Here is a 20,356-nt window from a genome sequence, read left to right as displayed (position 1 = left end):
ACCGGCCGTCCCGACCGGCGCCCCACGAGGGCCGTGCGGCCGGACCGCCTGCACGGTGGGGGGCGGTTGCGGTCCGCATACCGAAGGCGGTCGGCGGCGCGGCGGCGGCCCTGCCGGGCCCTCAGCCGGTACGGCCCGACGCCGGGCCGGTGCGCGGAGCACCTTCCTCATGGGCGGGCTGCCGTGATCGAATGCCGGCGTGGCAGCCGGGAGGCGTTCGCGAAGGGGGAGCGGCATGGCTGAGGACACGGGCGCGGGCGGCGGATGCAAGGCCTGCGACCTCATGCTCGGCAGGGCACCGCTGCCGGGCGGTAGCGTGCTGCGGACCGGGTCATGGGTGGTTGAGCACTGCGTCGGACCGCTCGGCCTGGGCACCTTGGTGGTCAAGCCGGCCCGGCACGTGCTGCACGTGGCCGAGTTGACGGCGCAGGAGTCCGGCGAGCTGGGCCCCCTGCTGCAGCGGGTCGGCGCGGCCGTCACCGAGGTGATGGCCCCGGAGCAGGTGTACGTGTGTCTGTGGTCGCACGCCGGCGGGGTGCCCGGTCACATCCACTTCGTCGTACAGCCCGTGGGCGCACGGGACATGGCCCGGTTCGCCGCCTTCGGCCCCGCGCTGCAGGTGGCCATGGGGGAGGCGGGGTGTTTCCCCGAGGCGGCGGACGTGCGGCGGGTATGCGACCGACTCAGGGAAGTACTCGGTTGAGCTCGTTCGGCCCGCTCCCGCGCGCCCGGTCGGCGAGCACCTGGTAGCGACGTACCCCTGCGGGTCCTCGTGGTGCCGCCTCGGGCCACAGGCAGTCCAGGACCGAGGCGGACGGAGCGAAGAGCGAGGACGGCACCGCGTCGCGGTCGAACCAGTCCCAGCGCACGATCTTGTCCGGCTCGGTGACCCGGGGCGTTCCCGCGGCGCGCCGGGTGACGGCCGCGGCCGTCACCCGGGTCAGCCCGCCCAGACCGTCGACCAGGACAGCCACCACTCGTACGTCCGCCGCCGGTACCGCGAGTCCGGTCTCCTCCGCCAGTTCACGGGCGGCGGCCGTCTCGAAGTCCTCGCCGGTGTCGACCTTGCCACCGGGGAGTTCCCAGCGGCCATCGTGGCCGAGGCCGAGCAGGACCCGTCCGGTGGGATCCAGGACGGCGAGGCCGACGCCGGTCAGGCTGTGGGAGGCGGGGCGGGCGCGCTCGGGGCGCTCGGGGCCGGGTGTGCAGGAGTTCACCAGGCCATTCCACACCGCGGGGGCCCGCGGGAGCCACCGTACTCGCGGTCTGCTCCGTGGGTCAGCGCTGGGTGAGGGATTGGGGGTAGTCGGTGATGATGCCGTCGACGCCGAGGGTGGTCATTTTGCGTATGGTGCCGGGTTCGTTGACGGTCCAGACGTTGATGTCCATGCCGAGTTGGTGGATGCGGTCGACGAGGTTCTGGTCGGTGACGGTGTGTTGGGGGTTGATCTGGTCGGCCCAGGTGCTGAGTTCGAGGAGTTCGGTGTCGGTGGGGCGGTCGGCGTCGAGGAGTCCGATGGGGATGTCGGGCAGGTGGGTGTGGAATTCGTGGGCGTCGTCGGTCTGGAAGGACTGGACGGCGAGTTGTTGGCGGGCGAGTGCGCGGCGGACGTAGCGTGGCTTGTTCTGCAGGTGGTTGGCGAGGTCGGTGGCGATGCCGGTGTAGTGGCCGCAGGGGCTGATTTCGGCGAGGAGTCCGGTGCGGGTGTTGTTGATGCGGGAGATGACGTGGTCGATGGTGATGAGGGGTTCGCCGGTGTAGTCGTGGTGGAACCAGGAGCCGGCGTCGAGTCTGCGGAGTTCTGTCCAGGTGAAGTCGGAGACGCGGTAGCGGGGGCGGTCGGGGTAGACCTCTTCGATGTCGGTGGTGCGTTCCATGGTGCAGTCGTGGAAGTTGACGAGTTTGCCGTCCTTGGTGCGTTGGACGTCGATTTCGACGAAGTCGGCGCGTTGGTCGATGGCGAGGTCGATGGCGGCGGCGGTGTTCTCCGGTGCCATGCCGGATGATCCGCGGTGCGCGATGGCGTCGGGCCGGTCGTCGGGCCGGTCGTCTGCGTGCGCGGTCGTCGATGCCGCCGCGGCCAGGGCCAGACCGCTCAGCACGGCCACCACGACACCGACACGTCTGTTGCCCACTTGCCTCACTACGGCCTCCCAGCCTCTCGAGACGATCGACCAACCGGCGGACTGGAGCGGTACATCGGCTGTCCGAGGACGGGGAACGTCCCGTCAGGCGTCGCCCCCGGCAGACCCGGCCCCCGACTGCTGCCCGGCCGGCGCAGGAGTGGGCAGGGCATCGAGGACGGCGGCGGCCAGTGCCACGGGGTCGCCCGACGCTCGGACGGGGTAGCGGTCGCGCTGCTGGTTCCAGGCGTTCTCGAGCGCGAACCAGTCGATGGCCACCGGCGCCCGGCCGGTGGCCAGCGCGGTGTCGAGGGAGTCGAGGTACGTCGTCCAGCGCATCGCGTAGAAGTCGGAGACCAGCCCGGCCCACTCCCGGTTCGCGTAGTCCCGCAGGCCCCCCGAGTCGCTGCCGGAGCGGTGGCCCCAGGTGGTGAGGATGGAGCGGGCGTCGAACTCGGCAGCGGCCTTCTCCGTCCTCGTGCGGCCCCAGGACTTGGCGTCCTCCAGCCACGGGCCGAGGAGGAACCGGGTGTCGGTGGCGAGCAGCCGGTCCAGCAGCGCCAGGTCGCTCTTCCACTCGGCGGCCCGCTCACGGAAGCCGGGCAGATCCTTGGCGTCGTAGGCGGCCTTGATCTGCGGGAGCAGGGTCCGGCTGCGGTTGGCCAGGGCCTGACGGGCGACGTCGACCAGGTCGAAGCGGTAGGCGTCGGTGGTACGCAGTGCCGGTGCGACCTGGAGCAGCTCGGCCAGCGCCCGGTGCACCGTGCTCGGGTCGTAACGCATCGCACCGGGGCTCCAGCTGGCCGCGTTGGTGGCCGTCAGCCGGGGGCGGGCGGTGAAGAGGCTGTCCTGGGACTCGCTCCAGGTCCCGGACGGCGTGCTGTACGGGCCGCTGCGCAGCAGTTCCCACGCCCGGGCGGCGTGCGGGTCGGCACCGCCGTAGCGGCGTTCCGCGTACGCGTCGAACCATGCTCGGTGGTCCAGCGGGTCCGTACGCCAGGCCAGTTCGGTGAACAGCTCGTAGGCGACCGGGTTGCCGCCGGTGCCTTCCGGCATATAGGCGATGCCCGAGAGTGAGCTGCCGGGCTCGGTGCGCCACTGGTCGAAACGCTCGGCCCAGACGGCGGTGTTGGCGCCGACGGTGGTGTGGCCGCCGAAGTTGGGGATCGTGCCGAACGCGTAGGGCGCGCCGTGCCAGGTGGCCTCCCGGTCGAGGGCGTCGTAGCGGTCGGACAGTCCGTCGACGATGAGCAGCTTGCTCTTGTCGACGGCGTCGATGATCTGCGTCGAGGGATTGTTCTGCCAGCCGATCAGGGTCCACACGGCGCCGGGCCGCGCGGTCTGGAGAGCGGTCATCACCGCTTGGGCCGCGTCCCGGACAGGCACGTTCCCCGGCCGTCCGCCCTCGTGCAGGAGGTCCATCTTGTACATGGTGGACTCGCCGAACAGCTCGCGCTGGTGGCGGTAGAACGAGGCGGCGACCCTGGGGAACGCCTCGCTGCGCGGGTCGAGCCAGTCGGGCCGCTCGAACCCGACCCAGTCGCCCTGCGGGACGACCGGTCCGGTGGGGTTCCGCCCGGTGAACCGCGGAGGCACGGTGCCGTAGTAGCCCGGCAGTACGGGAGTCATACCGAGTTGGCGCAGCCGGTTCGCGATCCTGCGGCCGAGGTCTGCCCGCTGCTGGATGAGTCGCTCGGAGACGGGGCCGCCGAAGCCGGACATGTTCTGCATCAGCCACCACGGCTGGTGCGACGGACCGGGGATCCAGGATCTCAGTTCCTCCTCGGAGTAGCCGAACTCCTGGAGCGTCTCGTAGTAGACGGCGTCGGCGCCCATCTGGACGAAGACCTCGTTCACACCGTGCAGGGCGAGGAGGTCGATCTGCTTCTCGTAGGACGCCCAGTCGCGGTAGGCACCGGAATAGCCGTCGTCGGTGTCGTTGAGCGCGAAGCGGTGCGGGACCGAAGCGTGCTTGCGGATGGTGCCCGTGGGCGCGGGCAGGGTGCGGGGCAGCCTCGCCGTGCTCCGCCCGGGCCAACCGATGTCCACCTTGGCCGTGTACTTGAGATACCAGTTGACGCCGCTGAGGATCACGGCGGGACTGGTGCCCCGTACGCGCACGTGGCCCGCGCGGCCGGAGACGCTGAAGTAGTCCCCTGACGCCGGGCGACTCACCGGGACGAGGCTGAACTGCGAGACATGGCGCGGCAACAGCCGGGCGAGCACTGCCTTGGCGGGGTGGGTGGCGAAGGCCGGCTCGCCCGGTGGGGAGGAGGCGGCTGCCGGGGAGGTGGAGGCGGGGCTCAGGGCCGTGGTGAGAAGGACGAGGGCAGTGGCTGCGTACAGGGCAGCCCAGGCTCTGAGGCTTCTCACTGGTCACCTCGAATGGGAGTGAGCGACGGGGTGTTGGTGAATATGGGGGTCGGCGGGTCACCAGTCAAGGCGGCACCCCCGGGCGTACGTCGCTCTTCGGCCACGAGCGTTCGGCCGGCCGGCGTCAGTGTCCACGAGCCGTCGCCCTCGCTCTGCCGCCGGTCCGGCCCGCCAGGACCGCGCCGCTGCCGGCGGTGCAGAGGTGGACGGTGACGCCGACCGCGAATCCGCCAGGCATCCAGCCGAGCAGACCGGCGACGCCAGTGCCGTACGGTCACGAGGCCCGTCCGGTCACCGGCTGCGCGGCGCCCGGAACGGTGTCGCCGCGGCGGAGCAGGCCCGACAGGGACAGGGAGCCCGGTCCGAAGAAGACCAGCAGCAGGAACCCCCAGCAGAACAGCGCCGGGGACAGGCCGCCGTTCTGCAGGGGGAAGAGGCCGTCCTGCTGGTGCTCGGTGAAGTAGGCGAAGGCCATGGTCCCCGAGCTGAGGAACGCCGCGCCGCGCGTTGCCGCGCCGATGAGCACCAGGGCACCGGCGACCAGTTCGATCACTCCGGCGTACCAAAAGGGCCAGTCACCCGCAGGGCTGGCCGGCCGGTCCAGCAGCCCGAAGACCGTGGCAGCGCCCTCGCTGGTGAACAGCAGGCCCAGGACGATGCGGAACAGTCCGAGAACCAGGGGCTGCTGCCTGGCCAGCCGGTCGTTCAGGCGTGCGGTGCTCATCGGTGCGCTCTCCTCGAATCGGTCGGTGCGTCCTCGGGCGACGCGGGCCGGGAGAGCGAGAGCCCTCCCGTACGACCTACGTGCGCGCGAGGTGTTCGACTCAGAGAACGGCGTCGTTGGTGACGGCCACCTCAGTGACGGCCACCTCAGTGACATGCTCGCCACGAATCACGATGCTGAGCGTGCTTCTTCCATCGATCTCCAGCTGTTCGCGGGCCGCTGTCGGCGGCCTCCGGTAGCTGGTGTCGGAACAGGCGAATTCTACGACCGCACGCCCCGCCGAACGTGCCCCTGGCCGTGGTCGAGCCGGTCGGCCAGGTCGGCCAGGCCGTCGGCGTGCAGGTCGAAGCGGTCCGAGGAGGCGGGCGGTTCGCCGACGGGACGGGCGACGTAGGCGGTGCGCAGGCCGAGCTCCTGTGCCGCGCGCAGGTCCCAGGCGTGGGCCGCGACCATCAGGAGCCGTTCCGGCGGTCGTCCGGAGACGGTGACGGCGAGTTGGTAGACCGCCGGGTCCGGCTTGTACGTCCGGGCGTCTTCGGCGGACAGGGCCTGATGCCAGCGCAGTCCGGCGTGGGCGTTGAGCTCCAGCAGCGCCGCCCGGCCGGCGTTGGAGAGCCCGATCAGCGGGAACCGTTCGGCGAGCCGGGCGAGGCCCGCCACGGTGTCGGGCCACGGCGCGAGCCTGCGACCCGACTCGGCCAGCGCCGCCACGGCCGTCGGGTCGCCGACCCCGACGGCATCGGCGACGAGCCGGGCGGCCTCCAGGTCGAGCACGTCGCTCGTGACGTAGGGGCGGGCGCCGGCGACGATACGACGCTGCTCGCGGTCGACGTGCCGCTGCCACAGCGAGAGAAGCTGTTCGGCCCGGGCGTCGTCGAGAGACGGGTCGAGCGTACGGATGCCGGCGCGGACACCGCCGGGTTCGTCGACGAGAGTGCCGAGCACGTCGAACACGAGGGCATCGATCTCCAGGTCTGGCATGTGAGCGTCTCCTGTACGAAGCAGGGGCGGAAGAGTGGCTGTGAGGCGAACCCTCAGCGGGGAGTCCGAGAGCACGGTGAACCGGCTGACGACAGACGAGGAAACAATCAGTGGGGCGCTCCGTCGGCTACGGTACGGGGCCGAGGTCACCCCGGAGGACGGTCTGGATGATCGGGGGCCGGCCCCAGAGGGCCAGGAGTTCGTTGACGACGGTGCTGGCGGATGTCACCTCCCGGTCACCGTCACCGTGCACCTTGACGGCGGCGGCCGACAGACCGCGCGGGACGGCGTCCGCGTCCAGGAGGACGCGCCATTCCTCCGGGCCGATCTCCAGGTACTCCAGGGCGGTGAGTTCGCCGATCTCCAGCGGATCGGCGAGCGTACGGGGACAGGCGACCAGGGTCCTCAGCCGGGGCAGTCCGATGACCGGGGAGAGGCTGAGCGGCTCGGCGTCCCACACGCCGATGGACAGCACCTCCAGGCCGGGGTGCGCGGCGGCCTCGATGCCGGGCGGGCTTCGGATGTTGACGTGGGCATGCGGACGATGCGTTCTGTGTTCATGAGGGTGACTCCTTCGCGTCGCAGAAACGGAAGAGGCACCGGACAACGGGACCGCGTGGTCGTCAGCCAGAGGCAAGGACGTCGGAACGTCACAAGAAGCCACCGACGGACCGTTTCCGGTCGCCGGTGGGAGAGAAGAAGGTCAGGCGGCGGCAACCGGCGACGGGTTCGCCTGGGAGGTCGCGACCGTGGTCCGGTAGTACGACTTGATAGGCAAGTGGCTGCTTGCCTATCCTGTGGGCGTGGCCGATGACCTTTTCAAAGCCCTGGCCGACCCCACCCGCCGTACCATCCTCGACGAGCTGGCCGAGAAGTCCGGACAGACACTGTTCGAGATCTGCTCGAGACTGAGCATGAAGCATCAGCTCGCCATCTCGCGCCAGGCGATCTCCCAGCACCTCGCCGTGCTGGAGGCAGCCGGGCTCGTCGAGACCAGGCGGGAGGGCCGCTACAAGTTCCACGAGCTGAACACGGCCCCGCTGCGGCGGATCGCCGAGCGATGGCTTGTGCCCGACACGTCCCCACCGGAAGAGAGCAACCCATGAAGATCCACCTGACCAGTGTTTTCGTGGAGGACCAGGCCAAGGCCATGCGCTTCTACACCGAGGTCCTCGGTTTCGTGAAGAAGCACGACGTGCCGGTGGGGGAGCGGGACCGGTGGCTGACCGTGGTCTCGCCCGACGAGCCCGGCGGCGTCGAACTCCTCCTGGAGCCCGCCGGCCACCCGGCCGTCAAGGCCTACCGCGACGCGCTCGTCGAGGACGGCATCCCGCTGGCCCAGTTCGCCGTCGACGATGTGCAGGCGGAGTACGAGCGCCTGCGTGGCCTGGGGGTCCACTTCACGCAGGAGCCCTTGGAGATGGGTCCTGTCACCACCGCCGTCTTCGACGACACCTGCGGCAATCTCATCCAGATCGCGACTGAGCCGCGGTGAGCGGGCTTCCGGCCGCAGTGCCGGATCAGGCGGCCTGAGCCGCTTCGTGCCTCCAGAAGCCCGAGAAGGTGATGCGGTCCTTCGGCAACCCCAGGCGGTGCAGGTGCCTGCGGCCCTCCGTGGCCAGGGTCGACTCGCCGACCACGAACGCGTACCCCGTCGCATCGGTGGAGGCGAGCCGTCGCAGCTCACGGAGCGCGGCGGCGCCGGGCACCGAGCTGCTGTCCTGGCGTACGGCGCAGGAGACGGTCACGCCGGCCGGGCCGTCCAGCACGCGTCTGTCATCCGCGGTGGGGACCTCCTGGATGAGCCGTCCGACGGTCCCGCCGGGCAGGGAGCGCAGAATGCCCGCCGCGGCGGGCAACCCGGTCTCGTCAGCCACGATGGTGACCTGGGAGGCATCGTGCGGGCAGTCGAAGAGGGTGCCTTGGCCGAGCACGGCGAGGGCGTCTCCGGGGGCGGCCCGGCAGGCCCAGATCGCGGCTCTGCCCTCGATCTCGCCCCCGGGACCGCGATGCACGACGAAATCGACGTCCATCTCCGCCGCCTGCCGACGGAAGTCGGCCACGGAGTAGTTGGCGCAGCGCGGCCGTTCGTGCTCGGGGATGGCGAGGTAGGGCTGCCACCACTGGGAGCCGGTGTACTCCGGTAGCCGGAGGCGCCGTTGACGGGGGAGCTGGAGGAACAGACGGAACCAATGGTCGTACCCGAGCCACGGAAACTCGGCGAGTTCCGATCCGGCGACGGTCACCCGCTGCATGGACGGGGAGACGCGTTCCGTGCGCACGACACGGGCGCGGAACATTCCGGGTTGCTGAGGCATGGGCCGACGGACCTTCGCCGTGCAGGCCAGGCTGACCTGAGTTGGACTCGGAAGCCTCTCGCCCCGGTCGGTGCGGCTTCGGTATGCCTGTTGCCGAGGCGAATGAGAGACTTGGAGCGTCCGGCTTCTAGAGGCGCCGCCGCGAGGACAGGCGGATCGGATGGCCCGGGAGTGGTCGATGTTCCGCAAGCGTCCCGCACCTGACGGTGAAGAGTTGCTGGCCAGGCTGGCATCGCTGACCACTCAGGCACGGGAGCTGGCCGAGCTGCGCCGGTCCCAGGTGGAACTGGCGGTCGCGCTGCAACGCGACATGCTTCCCGCGAGTCTGCCCACGGTCCCCGGCTTTCACCTCGCCGCCTGCTATTCACCCGCCTACGCCGGACTCAACGTGGGCGGAGACTGGTACGACGCCTTCGTACTCCCCGACGGCCGTATCGGCCTCTCCGTCGGAGACGTCCAGGGCCACGCCATCGACGCGGCCGCCCTCATGGGGCAGATCCGCGTGGGCCTGCGGGCGCTCGCCTCCGTGACGAGTGAGCCCGGCGACCTGCTCGCCCGTACGAACGACCTGCTTCTCTCCCTGAACAAGGACCTCTTCGCCACCTGCACCTTCATGCGCTTCGACCCTGCCACCGGCGTCCTGGAGAGCGCGCGGGCCGGGCACATTCCCTGCGTATGGGCCACGGCCGACGGCAGGGCGGAGGTCTCCGAGGACGAAGGAGGGCCACCGCTGGGCGTCCTCAAGGGCACCGAATATCCGGTGACCCGGTACCGGCTCACCACGGGCGGAGTCTTCGTCCTGCTCACGGACGGCGTGGTGGAAGGGCCTTCCCTGAGCGTCGACGAAGGGCTCGCGAGGGTCGTGCGGCTGGCAGGCGTTGCCGCGGTCGAGGGCATGGAGGCGCACTCGCTGGCGGCCGCCGTGCTCCGGAACGCCGAACTGGTGGGTCACGAGGACGACGCGGCCGTGCTCGTCGTCGGCCATGACGGACGTGCTGTTACGCCGTAGGGCGGGGCAAGGCGCGGCTCGCCTCGCTGATGCGTCGGCGTCGGTGTCTGATGGCTGCTGTGGTGGGTATCCGTGCTTGGCCGCGACCGGTCGTCCTTGTCTGCGAGACGCTGCTCGTCGCCGTCTGCTACTACGCGGCGGGACGCCTGGGGCTCTCGCAGCAACTGGTCGCGGACGGCGCGGTGGTCACCCCCATCTGGCCGCCCACCGGCGTCGCAGTGGCCTGCCTGCTGCTCTTCGGACTGCGGTGCGTGCCCGGCATCGCCGTCGGCGCCCTGCTGGTGGTCGCCTCTCTGACCGCTCCCCGTCTGTCCGCCGCCGGGATCGTGCTCGGCAACACCCTCGCGCCCGTGTGCGCCTGTCTGATGCTGCGCGCGGTGGGATTCCGCGCGAGTCTGAGCCGCTTGCGCGACGGCCTGACGCTCGTGTTCCTGGGGGCGATGACAGCCATGCTGATCAGTTCGGGCGCGGGCGTCGGCACACTCGTCCTCACGAACAAACTCGCCGAGGACGCCTTCTGGCTCGTCTGGCTGGCCTGGTGGGTGGGTGACGCGATGGGCGTCGTGATCGTCACTCCGCTGCTGCTTCTGCTGCACCGGGCCCGCTGGCCGCCCCCGTCCGGTCGCTGGGGCGAGGCGGCGGGGCTCGCGCTCGTCGTGTGCGTTCTGGTGCCACGGGTGACGTACAGCTCGGTCAGCGTCCTGTTCCTGGTGTATCCGCTGCTGATCTGGGCCGCGTTGCGTTTCCAGCTGGCGGGCGGCATGCCGTGCGCCCTGTTCGCCTCCGTGATGGCCACCGTCGCGGCCAGGGAAGAGGCCGGTTCCTTCGCCAGGCTGACCGACATCGAGACGATGATGAAGCTTCAGGCGTTCAACGGAACCCTGGGTCTGACCGCGCTCCTGCTGTCCTCCGTGATCAGCGAACAGATCAACACCAGACGGTCCGTGGAACGGGCCTGCCAGGAACTGGTCGGGGCGTTGCAGCATCTGAACGCCGGGGGCCCCGGGAACACGGGGTCGTCCGGCGGAGGCGTCCGGTGAGTGAGGACCGTGGGCAAGAAGGGTCAGCGGTCGCCCAGGACCCGCCTGGCGGCCTCGGCCTCCGCCGCCGACGGGGACAACTCGTCGAGGGTGTCGAGATCGGTGTCCGCCCGGAGCTCCCGTTCCCAGTCCCCCGCCAGCCGTTCCTGCTCCTCACGAGGCTTCGCACTGACGGCATCCCGGTGATCCGGGTCCAGAGCCGCCAGGAAGCGTCCAACCGGGTCCGTCGGCATGGCCGTGCTCCTAATCGTGGGGAAGGGCGCCGCTTCCGGCCCAGGATGGCCGACCGGGTCCGCGAGGACCGCTCGACACGGCCTCCGGCCATCCTTATGGCCCCGCGGACGCCCCGGCGGCGGGAAACGACAGGCATCGCCGTGCGGGGTGGTGAAGCGCCGGACGGGTGCAGGCATTCGGGCCACATTCACTTCGCCTGTTTTCGGTCTGTGACTCTCCGGTAGCGAACGGCACGGCGTCGCCGCGTCGCGCTGTCCGCCGGCCGCCCGGACCCACCAATCGCGATGTGAACAGCTCTCGGGCGAGGTCGGCACCGAGTCCTGCCGCACGATCCCACGTGGGCCACCGACGTGTTCCGGCCCGATTCCGCGGGGGCCGTCCCTTGCCGACGGCGCTCAGAGCGGCGTGTTGCCGACGGTGGCGACCGGGTGTGATCGAGTTGTGTGCTTCTTGTGCGGCTCCCGGGGGCAGACGGCTGGGGACCGGTAGGGGGACGAGCCCGGCGGCCCGCGGCGGCCGGGGAAACCAGGGGGTTGTACATGGTCCGCGTTCTTGTGGTGCACGACGCGACGCTGCTGCGGTCGGCACTGGTGCAACTGCTGCGGTCGGCCGACGGACTCGACGTCTCCTCCATGCCGTCCCGCGGGGACGGCCCGGACGCCAACGACTTACCCGCGGACGTGTGTGTGGTCGACGGGGACTGTCTGGAGGGGCCGCCCGGCGAGACCGGCCGAGTGCCCGTCTGGGACCGGTGCGGGCCGCGGCTGGTCGTCCTCGCGGCTCCGGAGCGGCCGGGAGTGCTGCGCAGGGCGTTCGACGCCGGAGCGCTCGGCTTCGTGGACAAGGACGCCTCGTCGCAGCGGCTGATCGCCGCGGTGCACATGGTAGCCAAGGGAGAACGGTTCCTCGACGAGCGGCTCACCGTCGCACTGCTGCGGGCATCCGAGATGCCACTGACCGCCCGTGAGCTGAGCGTCCTGTTCCAGGCGTCGCAGGGGGCGTCCGTCGCCGAGATCGCCGCCTGCCTCCATCTGTCCCGGGGGACCGTCCGCAACTACATGGCCAGTGCGATCCGTAGAGTCGGGGCGCGCAATCGCGTGGACGCGATTCGCATCGTCCAGGGCGCCGGCTGGATGTGACGGCGGGGGGCACGCGGACGCGGGGGCACGGCTCGCGGGTCAGCCTCCCGTTCGGCTCCAGTGCCCCACCAGGTCGCGGTAGAGGGACGACCGCTCAAGCAGCTCCCGGTGGGTGCCGTGGGCTGCCCGGACGCCGTCCAGCACCAGAACCCGGTCGGCCCGGACCGCGGACGACATGCGGTGCGCCACGACGAGCAGTGTTCCCGGACGCCGGGCGAGCGCCTCCTCGGCGCGCGCCTCGGACGCCGCGTCGAGATGGCAGGTCGCCTCGTCGAGCAGGAGCAGCCGAGCCGTGGACAGGTGAGCGCGCGCCAGGACGATCAGCTGGCGCTCGCCCTGCGAGAGGTCGTCGGGTCTCAGCGGCGCGTCGATCCCACCCAGGCGCTCGACCAGAGGAGCGGCCCCGAGATCCCGGACGGCGGCCTCGATGTCGCTCGTGGCGGCGTCCGGCCGCAGGTAGGCGAGGTTGTCCCGGACCGTACCGGTGAAGACGTACGCCTGCTGGGGCACCAGGACGCGCAGCGCGGCCAGCTCCGCCGCCCCCCGGCCGGCGACCGTCCGGCCGGTCACCCGCACCACACCGCTCCACGGCGCGCACGTCCCGGCGATGAGACGGGCGAGGGTCGACTTGCCGATGCCGCTGGGACCGACGACGGCCAGGTGCTCGCCTTCCTCGACGCGCAGGTCGAGCGCGTCGAGGACCGGCTCCGCCCGGGCGCCGTAGCCGACGGTCACCCCGCGCAGTTCCACCGCGGGAACCCGCTGTGACGGCGCGGGAATCGGCGGGAGCGGGGAGCGGACCGGGGGGCGTGGCAGCTCGGGCGGCTGCGCAGGTGCCGCCGCTACGGCGGGGGGCGGCCCCGCCTGAGGCACGGTGAACCGGTCCAGGACCACGAGCAGCCGGGTTCCCGCGGCGCCGATCGCGGTCATGAGGGTGTGCAGGGCGGGCAGCAGGGCCTGGGCGAGGTAGGTGAACGCCCCGAGCAGAGCGCCGGTCGTGACACCCCTGCCGCGCAGCCACGGCACGGCGACCAGCAGGAGCAGTACGGGCAGCTGACCCGCCACACCGAGGGCGAGGGTGCGCACCGCGGCCCAGCGGGCGAGGACACGGGACGTGGCGGCGGCGTCCGCGATGAGCCGTGCTCCGCTTCGTGCCGTCTCCGCCTGTGTACCGCAGGCGGTGATGTCACGCAGCGCCCCGCGGGCACGCGTGGTGTGATCGCCCAGTGCCTCGTCCGCGTCGAGAGCACGGCGCTGCGCCGCCGCCATGGGCCGCAGCGTCAGCAGGAAGAGGGTCAGTCCACCGGCGAGCGGCGGCAGGACCACCACGAGAAGCGCCGGGTCCAGCGTGAACAGTCCCGCCAGGGCTCCGGCCGCGGTGAAGACGAACGAGCGCAAGGTGAGGACGAGCCCGGCGAAGCTGTCCCGCACGATCTCGACCTGGTTGGTGAGCCGTGAGACGGCGGCGCGGTCCCCGCCACCGGGACGGGCCAGGGAACGGGCCATGGACTGGTCGACCGCCCGCCGCACCAGCTGGTCGCGCAGTGGTTCCGTCAGTCCGGCCAGCTCGGCGAAGACGCCCCTGATCACGGGTGCGCCGAGTACCACGGCGAGGGCGGCCACCCCGAGCCAGCCGAGACCCGTGAGGGTGTCACCGGCGAGGAACCCCCGGTCGACGGCCTGCGCCACGCCGTAGCCGACCAGGAAGGTCTGTGCCGACTCGGCCAGCGACCATGCCGCGAGCCGTGCGAGGACCGTTCTGCGGGCGGCCAGGAAGCGGCGGGCGGACGGCCCGAGCCGTCGCAGGGTCCCCGACTCGCGCCGCGGCTCCGCCGCGGGTCCTTGGCCGGTGGCTGTCACGGTCGCGCCCCTTCGCGCGGAAGGCCGGCCCGCCCGTGACGGGGCCCGCCCGGGGAGTCCTCGGCGGATACCGGCCCGACACCGTTCTCACCCGTGCCGAACACCGCCCGGTAGGCCGCCTCCTCCCACAGCCGCCGATGGCTGCCGACCGCCCGTACCCGGCCGTCGTCCAGCCAGATCACGAGATCCGCCCGGGCCGCGACCGACGGGCGGTGGGCCACGACCAGCCGTGTGGCGCCGCGTGGTGAGCGGCGCTGCGCCTGTTCCACCGCGTGTTCCGTGGCGGTGTCGAGGCTGGAGGTGGCGTCGTCCATCACCAGCAGCCGGCCCGCGTGGGCGAAGGCCCGCGCCAGTCCGAGGCGTTGGTACTCGCCGCCGGACAGGTGCGTGTCGGCGAGCCGGGTGTCGTAGGCCTGCGGGAGGCGGCGTACGAAGGCTTCGGCGTCCGCGAGGCGAACAGCCGCCTGAACCTGGTGGGGTGACACGGCGCGCGGCCCGGCCGCCACCGCCTCGGCGACGGTGCGATCGCCCAGGACGGGACGCGCGAAGGCGAAGCCGACCTCGGCACGTAGACAGGAGCGGGTCAGAAGCCCGAGAGGTGTGCCGTCCAGCAGGACCTGGCCCCGGTCGGGATCGATGAGCCGGCCGGCGACGGCGGCCAGGACGGACTTGCCCGCGCCGCTGCGTCCCACGACCGCGGCGGTCAGACCGCCCGGCACCACCACGTGGTCCGCCCGCAGGACTTCCGTCCCGTCCCGCAGGACCCGTACGTCGCGCAGTTCGAGGGTGCCCGGGCCCGCCGGGGGCAGTGTCCGGGTTCCGTAGGCCAGGGCGGGCAGCCGTTCCAGCGTCGCGGTGCGCTCCCGCGCCCTGCGGCCCCGGACCAGTGCGCCGACGAGCGTGGCGGCCCCGCCGAACCCCGCGGCCAACTGCGCGTACCGGCAGACCGCGAGCAGTTCGCCGACGCTGAGGGCCCCGGCGCCGAGCCGCAGGCCGCCCACCGCGGTGGCGGCCACCGTCAGCAGCGGGACGAGGACACCGCCGGTGGCCAGCGCCCTGCCGTGCAGCGTCCACATGCGTGCGCCCAGCGTGCCGAGCTCGGCCAACGGACCGAGAACGCGCTCGCGTTCACGTGCGGCGGTGCCGGCCGCGGCGATGGTCTCCGCGCCCGCCATGGTCTCCAGCAGCCGGGACGCGATGTCCGACTGCACCCGCTGATAGGCGCCGACCGAAGCACCCGTGTCCCGCGCGAACGCCCGCAGCACCAGGGCGAGGAACGGAAGTCCGACCAGCACGCAGACGGCGACCCACACGTCGACGACGGCCAGTGCGACGAGCGCGCCGGCCGGGGTGAGGAGCGAGGCCGCGAGCGCGGCCCTGGCGGCCGGCGCGGCGCCCGCGTCGGAGGCGTTTAGGGTCAGCCGGGTCGCGACGTCGCCGGGGGAATGGGGCCGGGCCAGATCCGGCACGGCGTGCAGCAGACCTCTGAGGGCGCGAGAGCGGATCGAGGCCGTCCAGTCGGCGGTGCACCGGCCGGTGAGCAGTGCGGTGAGACCGTCGAGGAGTATCTCGCCGACGAGCAGTGCGGCGCTCGCCAGGAGCCAGGGGCCGGCGGCGCCGTCGTGCAGCAGCAGATCCAGTGTGCGGCCCAGGACGAGGGGCTGGACGACGGCGACCGCTGCGGCCGCCACCGAGCACACCAGGACCAGCAGTTCGGGCATCCGCCCTGGTCCGGTGCCGGGTGAGCCGGGCGAGTGGTGCCCCTGACGCATCGGCCGCCGCCGGCCCGGGTCCCTTCGCACCAGCTGCCCTCCTCGTGGTCGGCGCCGCCACGGGCGGCGACGGAGTGCGGTACCGGCGCCCGGCGGTGGCCGGGGCGCCGGTACCGCAGCGCGTCGGCCCGCCGCGTTGAGCGCGGCGGGCCGACGCGGACGTCAGTTACACGTCGTGACGCTGAGGCTGCTGTCGCCGCAGAGGAGCAGGCTCGCGCGGCTGCCGGTCTCCACGTCGCCCATGGCCTCTTCCTTGGGGGTCTCCATCGACTGCAGCTCGAACAGGTTCATGTTCGTTTCCCTTCGTAGGACTACGGGTGCTTTTTTCACGACCCCTGATGGGGCCGGCTCATGGGCCGCGGCACTCGCCGCGGCGGTGGGAGGAACGGCAGACCGGCGGGCCGGTCGCCGTGTACGGACGCGACGCCCAGCAGGCATCCGGCCGTCCCGGTGGAGAGGTCCATGGACAGGCGCATCATCTGCTCGCCGGGGAAGGCGAGATGACCGCGGTAGGACATGGCGTGCCAGGTCAGCGCGTCGATCTGGCGCCGGACGGCCTCGGGGCCGGTGCCCGGCCCGGTGGCGGTCGTACGGCCGAGGTACAGCACCATGCCGGCCACGCCGCGGTAGAGCCCCGGCTGGGCGTAGAACATGGCCTGTGCCGCGCGCACGATCTCCTCCCGTGCCTGCTCGAACTGCTCGTCGGCGCGGTGCGCCAGGTAGTCGTCGAGCACCATGCCGATGCCCACGCTGCCCGCGCCGAGGTACGGCATCGTGCGCCAGCCCTCGTCCACCTGGAGCGCGCCTCCCGCGCCGCGGACGCAGCGCGCGAGGTCCTGGCGCAGCGCGGCGCCCGCGAGGTCGAGCAGGCCGCTGTCGCCGGTGCGTTCGTACAGCCGCAGGGACAGCAGGGCGCTGCCCGTGGCGCCGTACAGGAGTCCGGCTCGATTCCGGCGTTCGGACCCTCGGTCCGGTGGGTCGGCCGGTAGGCACCGGGCGCTCAGTTCGGCACACCGCATGGCCGCGTCACGCAGGGCACAGTCGCCGGTGGAGGCGGCCAGGGAGTCAAGCGCCAGGCCCACTCCGGCCGTTCCGCTGTGGAGGTCGGTGGCGAGAGTGTCGAGGGGATGCTCGAGGAGCAGCCGCGTGAGATCCAGCGCCCTGCCCCGGTGGCCGAGGTGGTCAAGGGTCCAGGCGACTCCCGCGATCCCGTCGTGGAAGCCGAGCGGCATCCCCGAGGGGAGTTCCTTGGTCCGGTCGAGCAGCCACTGCTCCTCGCTCTCGTCGCGCTCCGCCCCACTCTCGGTCAGGGCGTACAGCACGCCGGCCGCTCCGTAGCCGAACGAGAGTCCTCCGCCGGCGGTGGCGAACTGAGCCACGTCGCCGGGGAAGAGACGGTCCTCGCGCGACGGAGTGGCCGACGCGCGGATGGCCGCCGTCATCGCGTCCCGGCTGCGGGGCCAGTCGCCCGGCGCCACGGGAACGAAGTCCTCGGTGGTGGGCCGTGCCGCCGGACGCCGGTCGCGAGAGTCGGCGATCTCGTCGAGCGCCGCGTCGAGGAAGGCGCGCTCCACGGGGAACTGCCGCGCCACCACGTCGGCCAGGTGCTCCGCCTTGCGCCGGTCCAGGGCCAGCAGACTGGTCAGCGGCAGGAACAGGGCCAGGCGCAGACAGGCCAGCGCGTACCGGTCCACGGCGGTGCCCCGCCGGCTGGAAGGGGCCACGAAACCGGGGTGGGCGACCGTCTGCCGGCCCGGTTCGTCGACGCGGTGGGCGGCCTCGAAGTCCAGCAGGGCCACCCGCCCGTCGTCGCGGATCATGATGTTGAAGAGGTGCAGGTCGTTGAAGACGACGCCCCGCGCGTGCACCTCCTCGACGGCCCGCTCGACCTGGGCGTGGACGTCGAGTGCCCACTCGGTGTACTCGGTCAGCCGCCGTTCGCCGGGGTCCGCCTCGATGAGCGGGTGCCGCCGGGCGAAGAAGGTGTTGAGGGGCTTGCCGTCGAGGTACTCCAGCACCAGGAAGTGGTGCTCCCCGACGGCGAAGCTGTCCAGCACCTCGGGCGTGCAGGACAGGCCCGAAAGCTGTTCGAGGGCCCGGCGTTCGCGATGCAGCCGGGTCACCGCGTCGGCACCGTCGGCCGCCAGGCCGGCGTACGGACGGGCCTCCTTGAGGACCACCACCTCGCCGGTACGGGTGTCCCGTGCCCGGTAGACACCGCCGCCGTTGGAGAAGTGGAGTGCCGACTCGACGGTGTACGGGATGTCGGCCAGGGTCACCGTCGCCCGCGCGTCGACGTGGGACTGGAGGAAGGCGGGCACGCTCACCCAGTCGGGGACACGGAAGACCGGGCCGCGGAAGTCGGGGACGAGTACTCCCTCGGGGTTCGCGACGGCCGGTCTCAGTTCCCCGCTCTCGTCGTAGCAGTTGCGGCGGGTGAAGCTGCCGTAGCGCACGTGCACCGGGCCGTCCCCGATCCTGAGATCGCTCAGGATGTGCGGTCCGGGCTCGCCGTCCAGCAGAGCGGCCAACTCGCCCACGAGGCGCTCGAACTGGTCCTCGTCCGCCGGGTACACGGTGACGAACTTGCCGCTGCCCGCCCGGTCCGCGTACTTGGCGTTGCGCTGGTGCAGCAGGTAGCGGCTCGGCACGAACTTGAAGGCGATGCCACGCTCGACGCAGTGGTGCCGTACGCGCTCCAGGACGGACTCGGCGTTGTCCAGGCAGGCGGAGACGTGGATCTTCCAGCCCTGCGCCGGCAGTACGGCGTCCAGCGGGCGCAGAGCGAGCCAGTCGCCGCTCTCCCCGCGCTGCCATCCCGCCGGTACGGGCAGGGTGGCCGCCGCGTACCGGGTGCCCGCCGATCGGGTGCCGGGGCCGGTGCGGTGCGGCGCGTCGTAGAAGTGCGGATCCGCGTCGCAGTAGACGGCGTAGCCCTTGTTCACGCCTGCTCCCTTCACCTGGTCGGTGCCGGGCACGACGCTGTCACGCCCTGCCATGTCCCGGACAGTCACCGCTGTCACGTCTCCGACGTGCGGAACGCACAGGTAACTTCGCCGGCCGGGTGCTCGGGGAGGCGGCAGGGGCGCCGGGCGGCCGTCGCTTCGCGTGGCCGACCCGGCCGTGCGGCGGGCTCCGGGCCGCCCAGGGGAGGGGTGGCCCGGAGCCCGTGTCGGACGGGGGAGCGGGTGGTCAGAACTGGAGCGACCAGGCGTTGACGTACCCCGTGTCGTTCCGCGGCGGTGTGTGGTGACGATGTCGTGGCGGCGCAGCACCCGGTGGCACCGGGCGACGTCCCAGCGCGCCCCCAGCCTCCGGTACTGCTCGATCACAGGATCGTGCGTACGGCTGCCTGTTGCCGCCCGGACCCGTCCCGTTCCGCCGCCTCCGAGCCGGGCAGGAGACACCGCGCTGCGGCCTCGGCGGTCCGAGCCGTGTCGGCGACCTGCGCGTGGAACTGGTCGCCCCCTACGGCACCGGGTATCCGCTCAAGGACTACGACAGCAACGACAGCTCGGACAACGTGCAGGCCACCTACGCCGTGAACGCCTCCGCCGAGACGGCCGACGGCACGTGGAAGCTGCGCGTGAACGACGACTGGGTCGTCTCGGCCACGGCGATCAACTGCCCCCGCGCGAACAGGAGGTGGCCCGGCTCGTCCTCCAGGGACGAGCCGACCGCGACATCGCCGAAAACCGGTGCTGTCCACCCGGACCGTGGAACACCACGTGGCGCGCATCATGCGCAGGCTCAACGTCAGCTCCCGCACGGACATCGCCGTGGGGCGGTGACGGGGACGGCCGGGGCACCGGTCAGGCCGTCACGACGTCCCCCGGGCCGCCGTGGCCGCCGTGGCCGTCGAGGGAGATGTCCAGCTGCTCGGCCACGCCGGTGAGGGCGGCTCCCAGCGGGAGCGCGACCCGGGTGAGGGCGTGCCGGTCGCCCCGCGTCGGGTCCCGGTTGACGATCAGTACCGGCTTCCCGTCCTGGGCCGCCTGGCGGACGAACCGGAGCCCGGACATCACCGTCAGCGAGGACCCCAGTACCAGCAGGGAGGAAGAGTCGCGGACCAGCTCGCGGCAGCGCTCGACCCGCCGCGGCGGAACGGCTTCGCCGAAGAACACCACGTCCGGTTTGAGGACGCCGCCGCAGACGGCGCAGGGCAGCACACGGAAGTCCCCGACCTGTTCGTCGGTGAGGTCGGCGTCACCGTCGGGGTTGATCCCCGCGGCCACCGGATCGAAGCCCGGATTCGCCTCCTCGAGCCGCCGGGCGAGTACCCGGCGCGGGCTGAAGGTACCGCAGGACAGGCAGACGACCCGGTCCAGGCTTCCGTGGAGTTCCACGACGCCCTCGCTGCCGGCTGCCTGGTGCAGGCCGTCGACGTTCTGGGTGATCACACCGCTGAGCAGGCCGTGCCGTGCGAACGCGGCGACGGCCCGGTGCCCGGCGTTGGGGCGGGCGCGGCCGAAGGTGCGCCAGCCGAGGTGGCTGCGCGCCCAGTAGCGGCGTCGAGCCTGGGGATCGGCGGTGAAGTCCTGGTAGGTCATCGGGACGTGCCGGCTCAGGCTGCCGCCCTCACCCCGGTAGTCGGGGATGCCCGACTCGGTGGAGATGCCCGCCCCGCTGAGCACCAGCACGCCGCCGCTGCTCAGCGCGTCGGCGACCGGCTCCGGGTCGGTGGTGCCCGGCGGCAGGTCCTCGGCAGGAGTCCAGCTCAGAGTGGGGCGCATGCGCATGCCGCCAGGGTACGGAACGGGCTGCCCGCAGTCCGGCCGGCCG

20 protein-coding genes and 1 pseudogene are annotated in these 20,356 nt (G+C 72.1%); 8 read left to right on the top strand and 13 right to left on the bottom strand.

Annotated features, from left to right (window positions below; genetic code table 11):
• Positions 1 to 235 precede the first annotated feature (235 nt).
• Positions 236 to 703, top strand: coding sequence for an HIT family protein (locus ACIQ1J_RS22715; protein WP_403559264.1), 468 nt, complete (start codon positions 236 to 238; stop codon positions 701 to 703).
• Here ACIQ1J_RS22715 and ACIQ1J_RS22710 read toward each other — a convergent pair.
• The 6 genes from ACIQ1J_RS22710 to ACIQ1J_RS22685 form a co-directional block, all read right to left on the bottom strand.
• On the bottom strand, positions 684 to 1,217 hold the full coding sequence (locus ACIQ1J_RS22710; RefSeq protein ID WP_403559261.1) for an NUDIX hydrolase: 534 nt from the start codon (positions 1,215 to 1,217) through the stop codon (positions 684 to 686). The genes ACIQ1J_RS22715 and ACIQ1J_RS22710 overlap by 20 nt on opposite strands.
• Positions 1,218 to 1,278: 61 nt before the next feature.
• Complete coding sequence (locus ACIQ1J_RS22705) at positions 1,279 to 2,136, bottom strand: glycerophosphodiester phosphodiesterase (protein ID WP_403559258.1); 858 nt, start codon at positions 2,134 to 2,136, stop codon at positions 1,279 to 1,281.
• Positions 2,137 to 2,229: 93 nt separating this feature from the next.
• Positions 2,230 to 4,497, bottom strand: coding sequence for an alpha-N-acetylglucosaminidase (locus tag ACIQ1J_RS22700; RefSeq protein WP_403559255.1), 2,268 nt, complete (start codon positions 4,495 to 4,497; stop codon positions 2,230 to 2,232).
• Between the two features lie 274 nt (positions 4,498 to 4,771).
• The gene (locus tag ACIQ1J_RS22695) at positions 4,772 to 5,221 is read right to left on the bottom strand and encodes a DoxX family protein (RefSeq protein WP_403559253.1); all 450 of its coding nucleotides are present in this window, start codon (positions 5,219 to 5,221) and stop codon (positions 4,772 to 4,774) included.
• Positions 5,222 to 5,482: 261 nt separating this feature from the next.
• Positions 5,483 to 6,202, bottom strand: coding sequence for a haloacid dehalogenase type II (locus tag ACIQ1J_RS22690; protein WP_403559250.1), 720 nt, complete (start codon positions 6,200 to 6,202; stop codon positions 5,483 to 5,485).
• A gap of 127 nt (positions 6,203 to 6,329) precedes the next feature.
• The gene (locus ACIQ1J_RS22685) at positions 6,330 to 6,677 is read right to left on the bottom strand and encodes a hypothetical protein (RefSeq protein WP_403559247.1); all 348 of its coding nucleotides are present in this window, start codon (positions 6,675 to 6,677) and stop codon (positions 6,330 to 6,332) included.
• 328 nt (positions 6,678 to 7,005) lie between these two features.
• Here ACIQ1J_RS22685 and ACIQ1J_RS22680 point away from each other — a divergent pair, with 328 nt between their 5' ends.
• Both ACIQ1J_RS22680 and ACIQ1J_RS22675 read left to right on the top strand, forming a co-directional pair.
• Positions 7,006 to 7,308 carry an ArsR/SmtB family transcription factor gene (locus ACIQ1J_RS22680; RefSeq protein ID WP_403559244.1) on the top strand — a complete coding sequence of 101 codons (303 nt, stop codon included), beginning with the start codon at positions 7,006 to 7,008 and terminating at the stop codon, positions 7,306 to 7,308.
• Positions 7,305 to 7,697 carry a VOC family protein gene (locus tag ACIQ1J_RS22675; protein ID WP_403559241.1) on the top strand — a complete coding sequence of 131 codons (393 nt, stop codon included), beginning with the start codon at positions 7,305 to 7,307 and terminating at the stop codon, positions 7,695 to 7,697. The genes ACIQ1J_RS22680 and ACIQ1J_RS22675 overlap by 4 nt, the downstream gene beginning before the upstream one ends.
• A 25-nt stretch (positions 7,698 to 7,722) precedes the next feature.
• Here ACIQ1J_RS22675 and ACIQ1J_RS22670 read toward each other — a convergent pair whose 3' ends face one another.
• On the bottom strand, positions 7,723 to 8,520 hold the full coding sequence (locus ACIQ1J_RS22670; protein WP_403559238.1) for a siderophore-interacting protein: 798 nt from the start codon (positions 8,518 to 8,520) through the stop codon (positions 7,723 to 7,725).
• Positions 8,521 to 8,698: 178 nt separating this feature from the next.
• Between ACIQ1J_RS22670 and ACIQ1J_RS22665 the strand changes: the two genes are divergently transcribed.
• Positions 8,699 to 9,529, top strand: a complete 831-nt coding sequence (locus tag ACIQ1J_RS22665) for a PP2C family protein-serine/threonine phosphatase (protein ID WP_403559235.1) — start codon at positions 8,699 to 8,701, stop codon at positions 9,527 to 9,529.
• A gap of 50 nt (positions 9,530 to 9,579) precedes the next feature.
• Positions 9,580 to 10,569, top strand: coding sequence for an MASE1 domain-containing protein (locus tag ACIQ1J_RS22660; protein WP_403559232.1), 990 nt, complete (start codon positions 9,580 to 9,582; stop codon positions 10,567 to 10,569).
• 23 nt (positions 10,570 to 10,592) lie between these two features.
• Here ACIQ1J_RS22660 and ACIQ1J_RS22655 read toward each other — a convergent pair whose 3' ends face one another.
• The gene (locus tag ACIQ1J_RS22655) at positions 10,593 to 10,802 is read right to left on the bottom strand and encodes a hypothetical protein (RefSeq protein WP_403559229.1); all 210 of its coding nucleotides are present in this window, start codon (positions 10,800 to 10,802) and stop codon (positions 10,593 to 10,595) included.
• Between the two features lie 540 nt (positions 10,803 to 11,342).
• Here ACIQ1J_RS22655 and ACIQ1J_RS22650 point away from each other — a divergent pair.
• Complete coding sequence (locus tag ACIQ1J_RS22650) at positions 11,343 to 11,942, top strand: LuxR C-terminal-related transcriptional regulator (RefSeq protein ID WP_403559227.1); 600 nt, start codon at positions 11,343 to 11,345, stop codon at positions 11,940 to 11,942.
• A 39-nt stretch (positions 11,943 to 11,981) separates the two neighbouring features.
• Here the strand turns inward: ACIQ1J_RS22650 and ACIQ1J_RS22645 are convergent, their stop codons facing one another.
• The 4 genes from ACIQ1J_RS22645 to lanKC form a co-directional block, all read right to left on the bottom strand.
• Positions 11,982 to 13,802, bottom strand: coding sequence for an ATP-binding cassette domain-containing protein (locus ACIQ1J_RS22645; RefSeq protein WP_403559224.1), 1,821 nt, complete (start codon positions 13,800 to 13,802; stop codon positions 11,982 to 11,984).
• Positions 13,799 to 15,523, bottom strand: a complete 1,725-nt coding sequence (locus ACIQ1J_RS22640) for an ABC transporter transmembrane domain-containing protein (protein ID WP_403559221.1) — start codon at positions 15,521 to 15,523, stop codon at positions 13,799 to 13,801. Before ACIQ1J_RS22640 ends, ACIQ1J_RS22645 begins: the two co-directional genes overlap by 4 nt.
• A 213-nt stretch (positions 15,524 to 15,736) precedes the next feature.
• A complete protein-coding gene (locus ACIQ1J_RS22635) occupies positions 15,737 to 15,865 on the bottom strand; it encodes a SapB/AmfS family lanthipeptide (protein WP_121750866.1) in 129 nt (42 codons plus the stop codon).
• A gap of 35 nt (positions 15,866 to 15,900) precedes the next feature.
• The gene (gene lanKC, locus ACIQ1J_RS22630; RefSeq protein WP_403559686.1) at positions 15,901 to 18,519 is read right to left on the bottom strand and encodes a class III lanthionine synthetase LanKC; all 2,619 of its coding nucleotides are present in this window, start codon (positions 18,517 to 18,519) and stop codon (positions 15,901 to 15,903) included.
• A 506-nt stretch (positions 18,520 to 19,025) separates the two neighbouring features.
• Here lanKC and ACIQ1J_RS22625 point away from each other — a divergent pair.
• Together ACIQ1J_RS22625 and ACIQ1J_RS22620 are read left to right on the top strand one after the other, a co-directional pair.
• Positions 19,026 to 19,118 (top strand): annotated as a pseudogene (locus ACIQ1J_RS22625) (hypothetical protein); the annotation flags it as partial.
• 154 nt (positions 19,119 to 19,272) lie between these two features.
• Positions 19,273 to 19,365 (top strand): LuxR C-terminal-related transcriptional regulator, encoded by a 93-nt coding sequence (locus tag ACIQ1J_RS22620; protein ID WP_403559217.1) that lies wholly within the window; start codon positions 19,273 to 19,275, stop codon positions 19,363 to 19,365.
• 21 nt (positions 19,366 to 19,386) lie between these two features.
• On the opposite strand, the gene ACIQ1J_RS22615 is transcribed toward ACIQ1J_RS22620, so the two are convergent.
• Entirely contained in the window at positions 19,387 to 20,313 is a 927-nt protein-coding gene (locus ACIQ1J_RS22615) for an NAD-dependent protein deacetylase (RefSeq protein ID WP_210961335.1), read from the bottom strand.
• Between the last annotated feature and the right edge of the window lie 43 nt (positions 20,314 to 20,356).

The sequence above is a fragment of the Streptomyces sp. NPDC097107 genome (genome assembly GCF_044762405.1).
Lineage (GTDB): Bacteria > Actinomycetota > Actinomycetes > Streptomycetales > Streptomycetaceae > Streptomyces > Streptomyces thinghirensis.
Note: the sequence above shows the minus strand (reverse complement) of the source record. Positions and strands in the feature narration are given on the sequence as shown.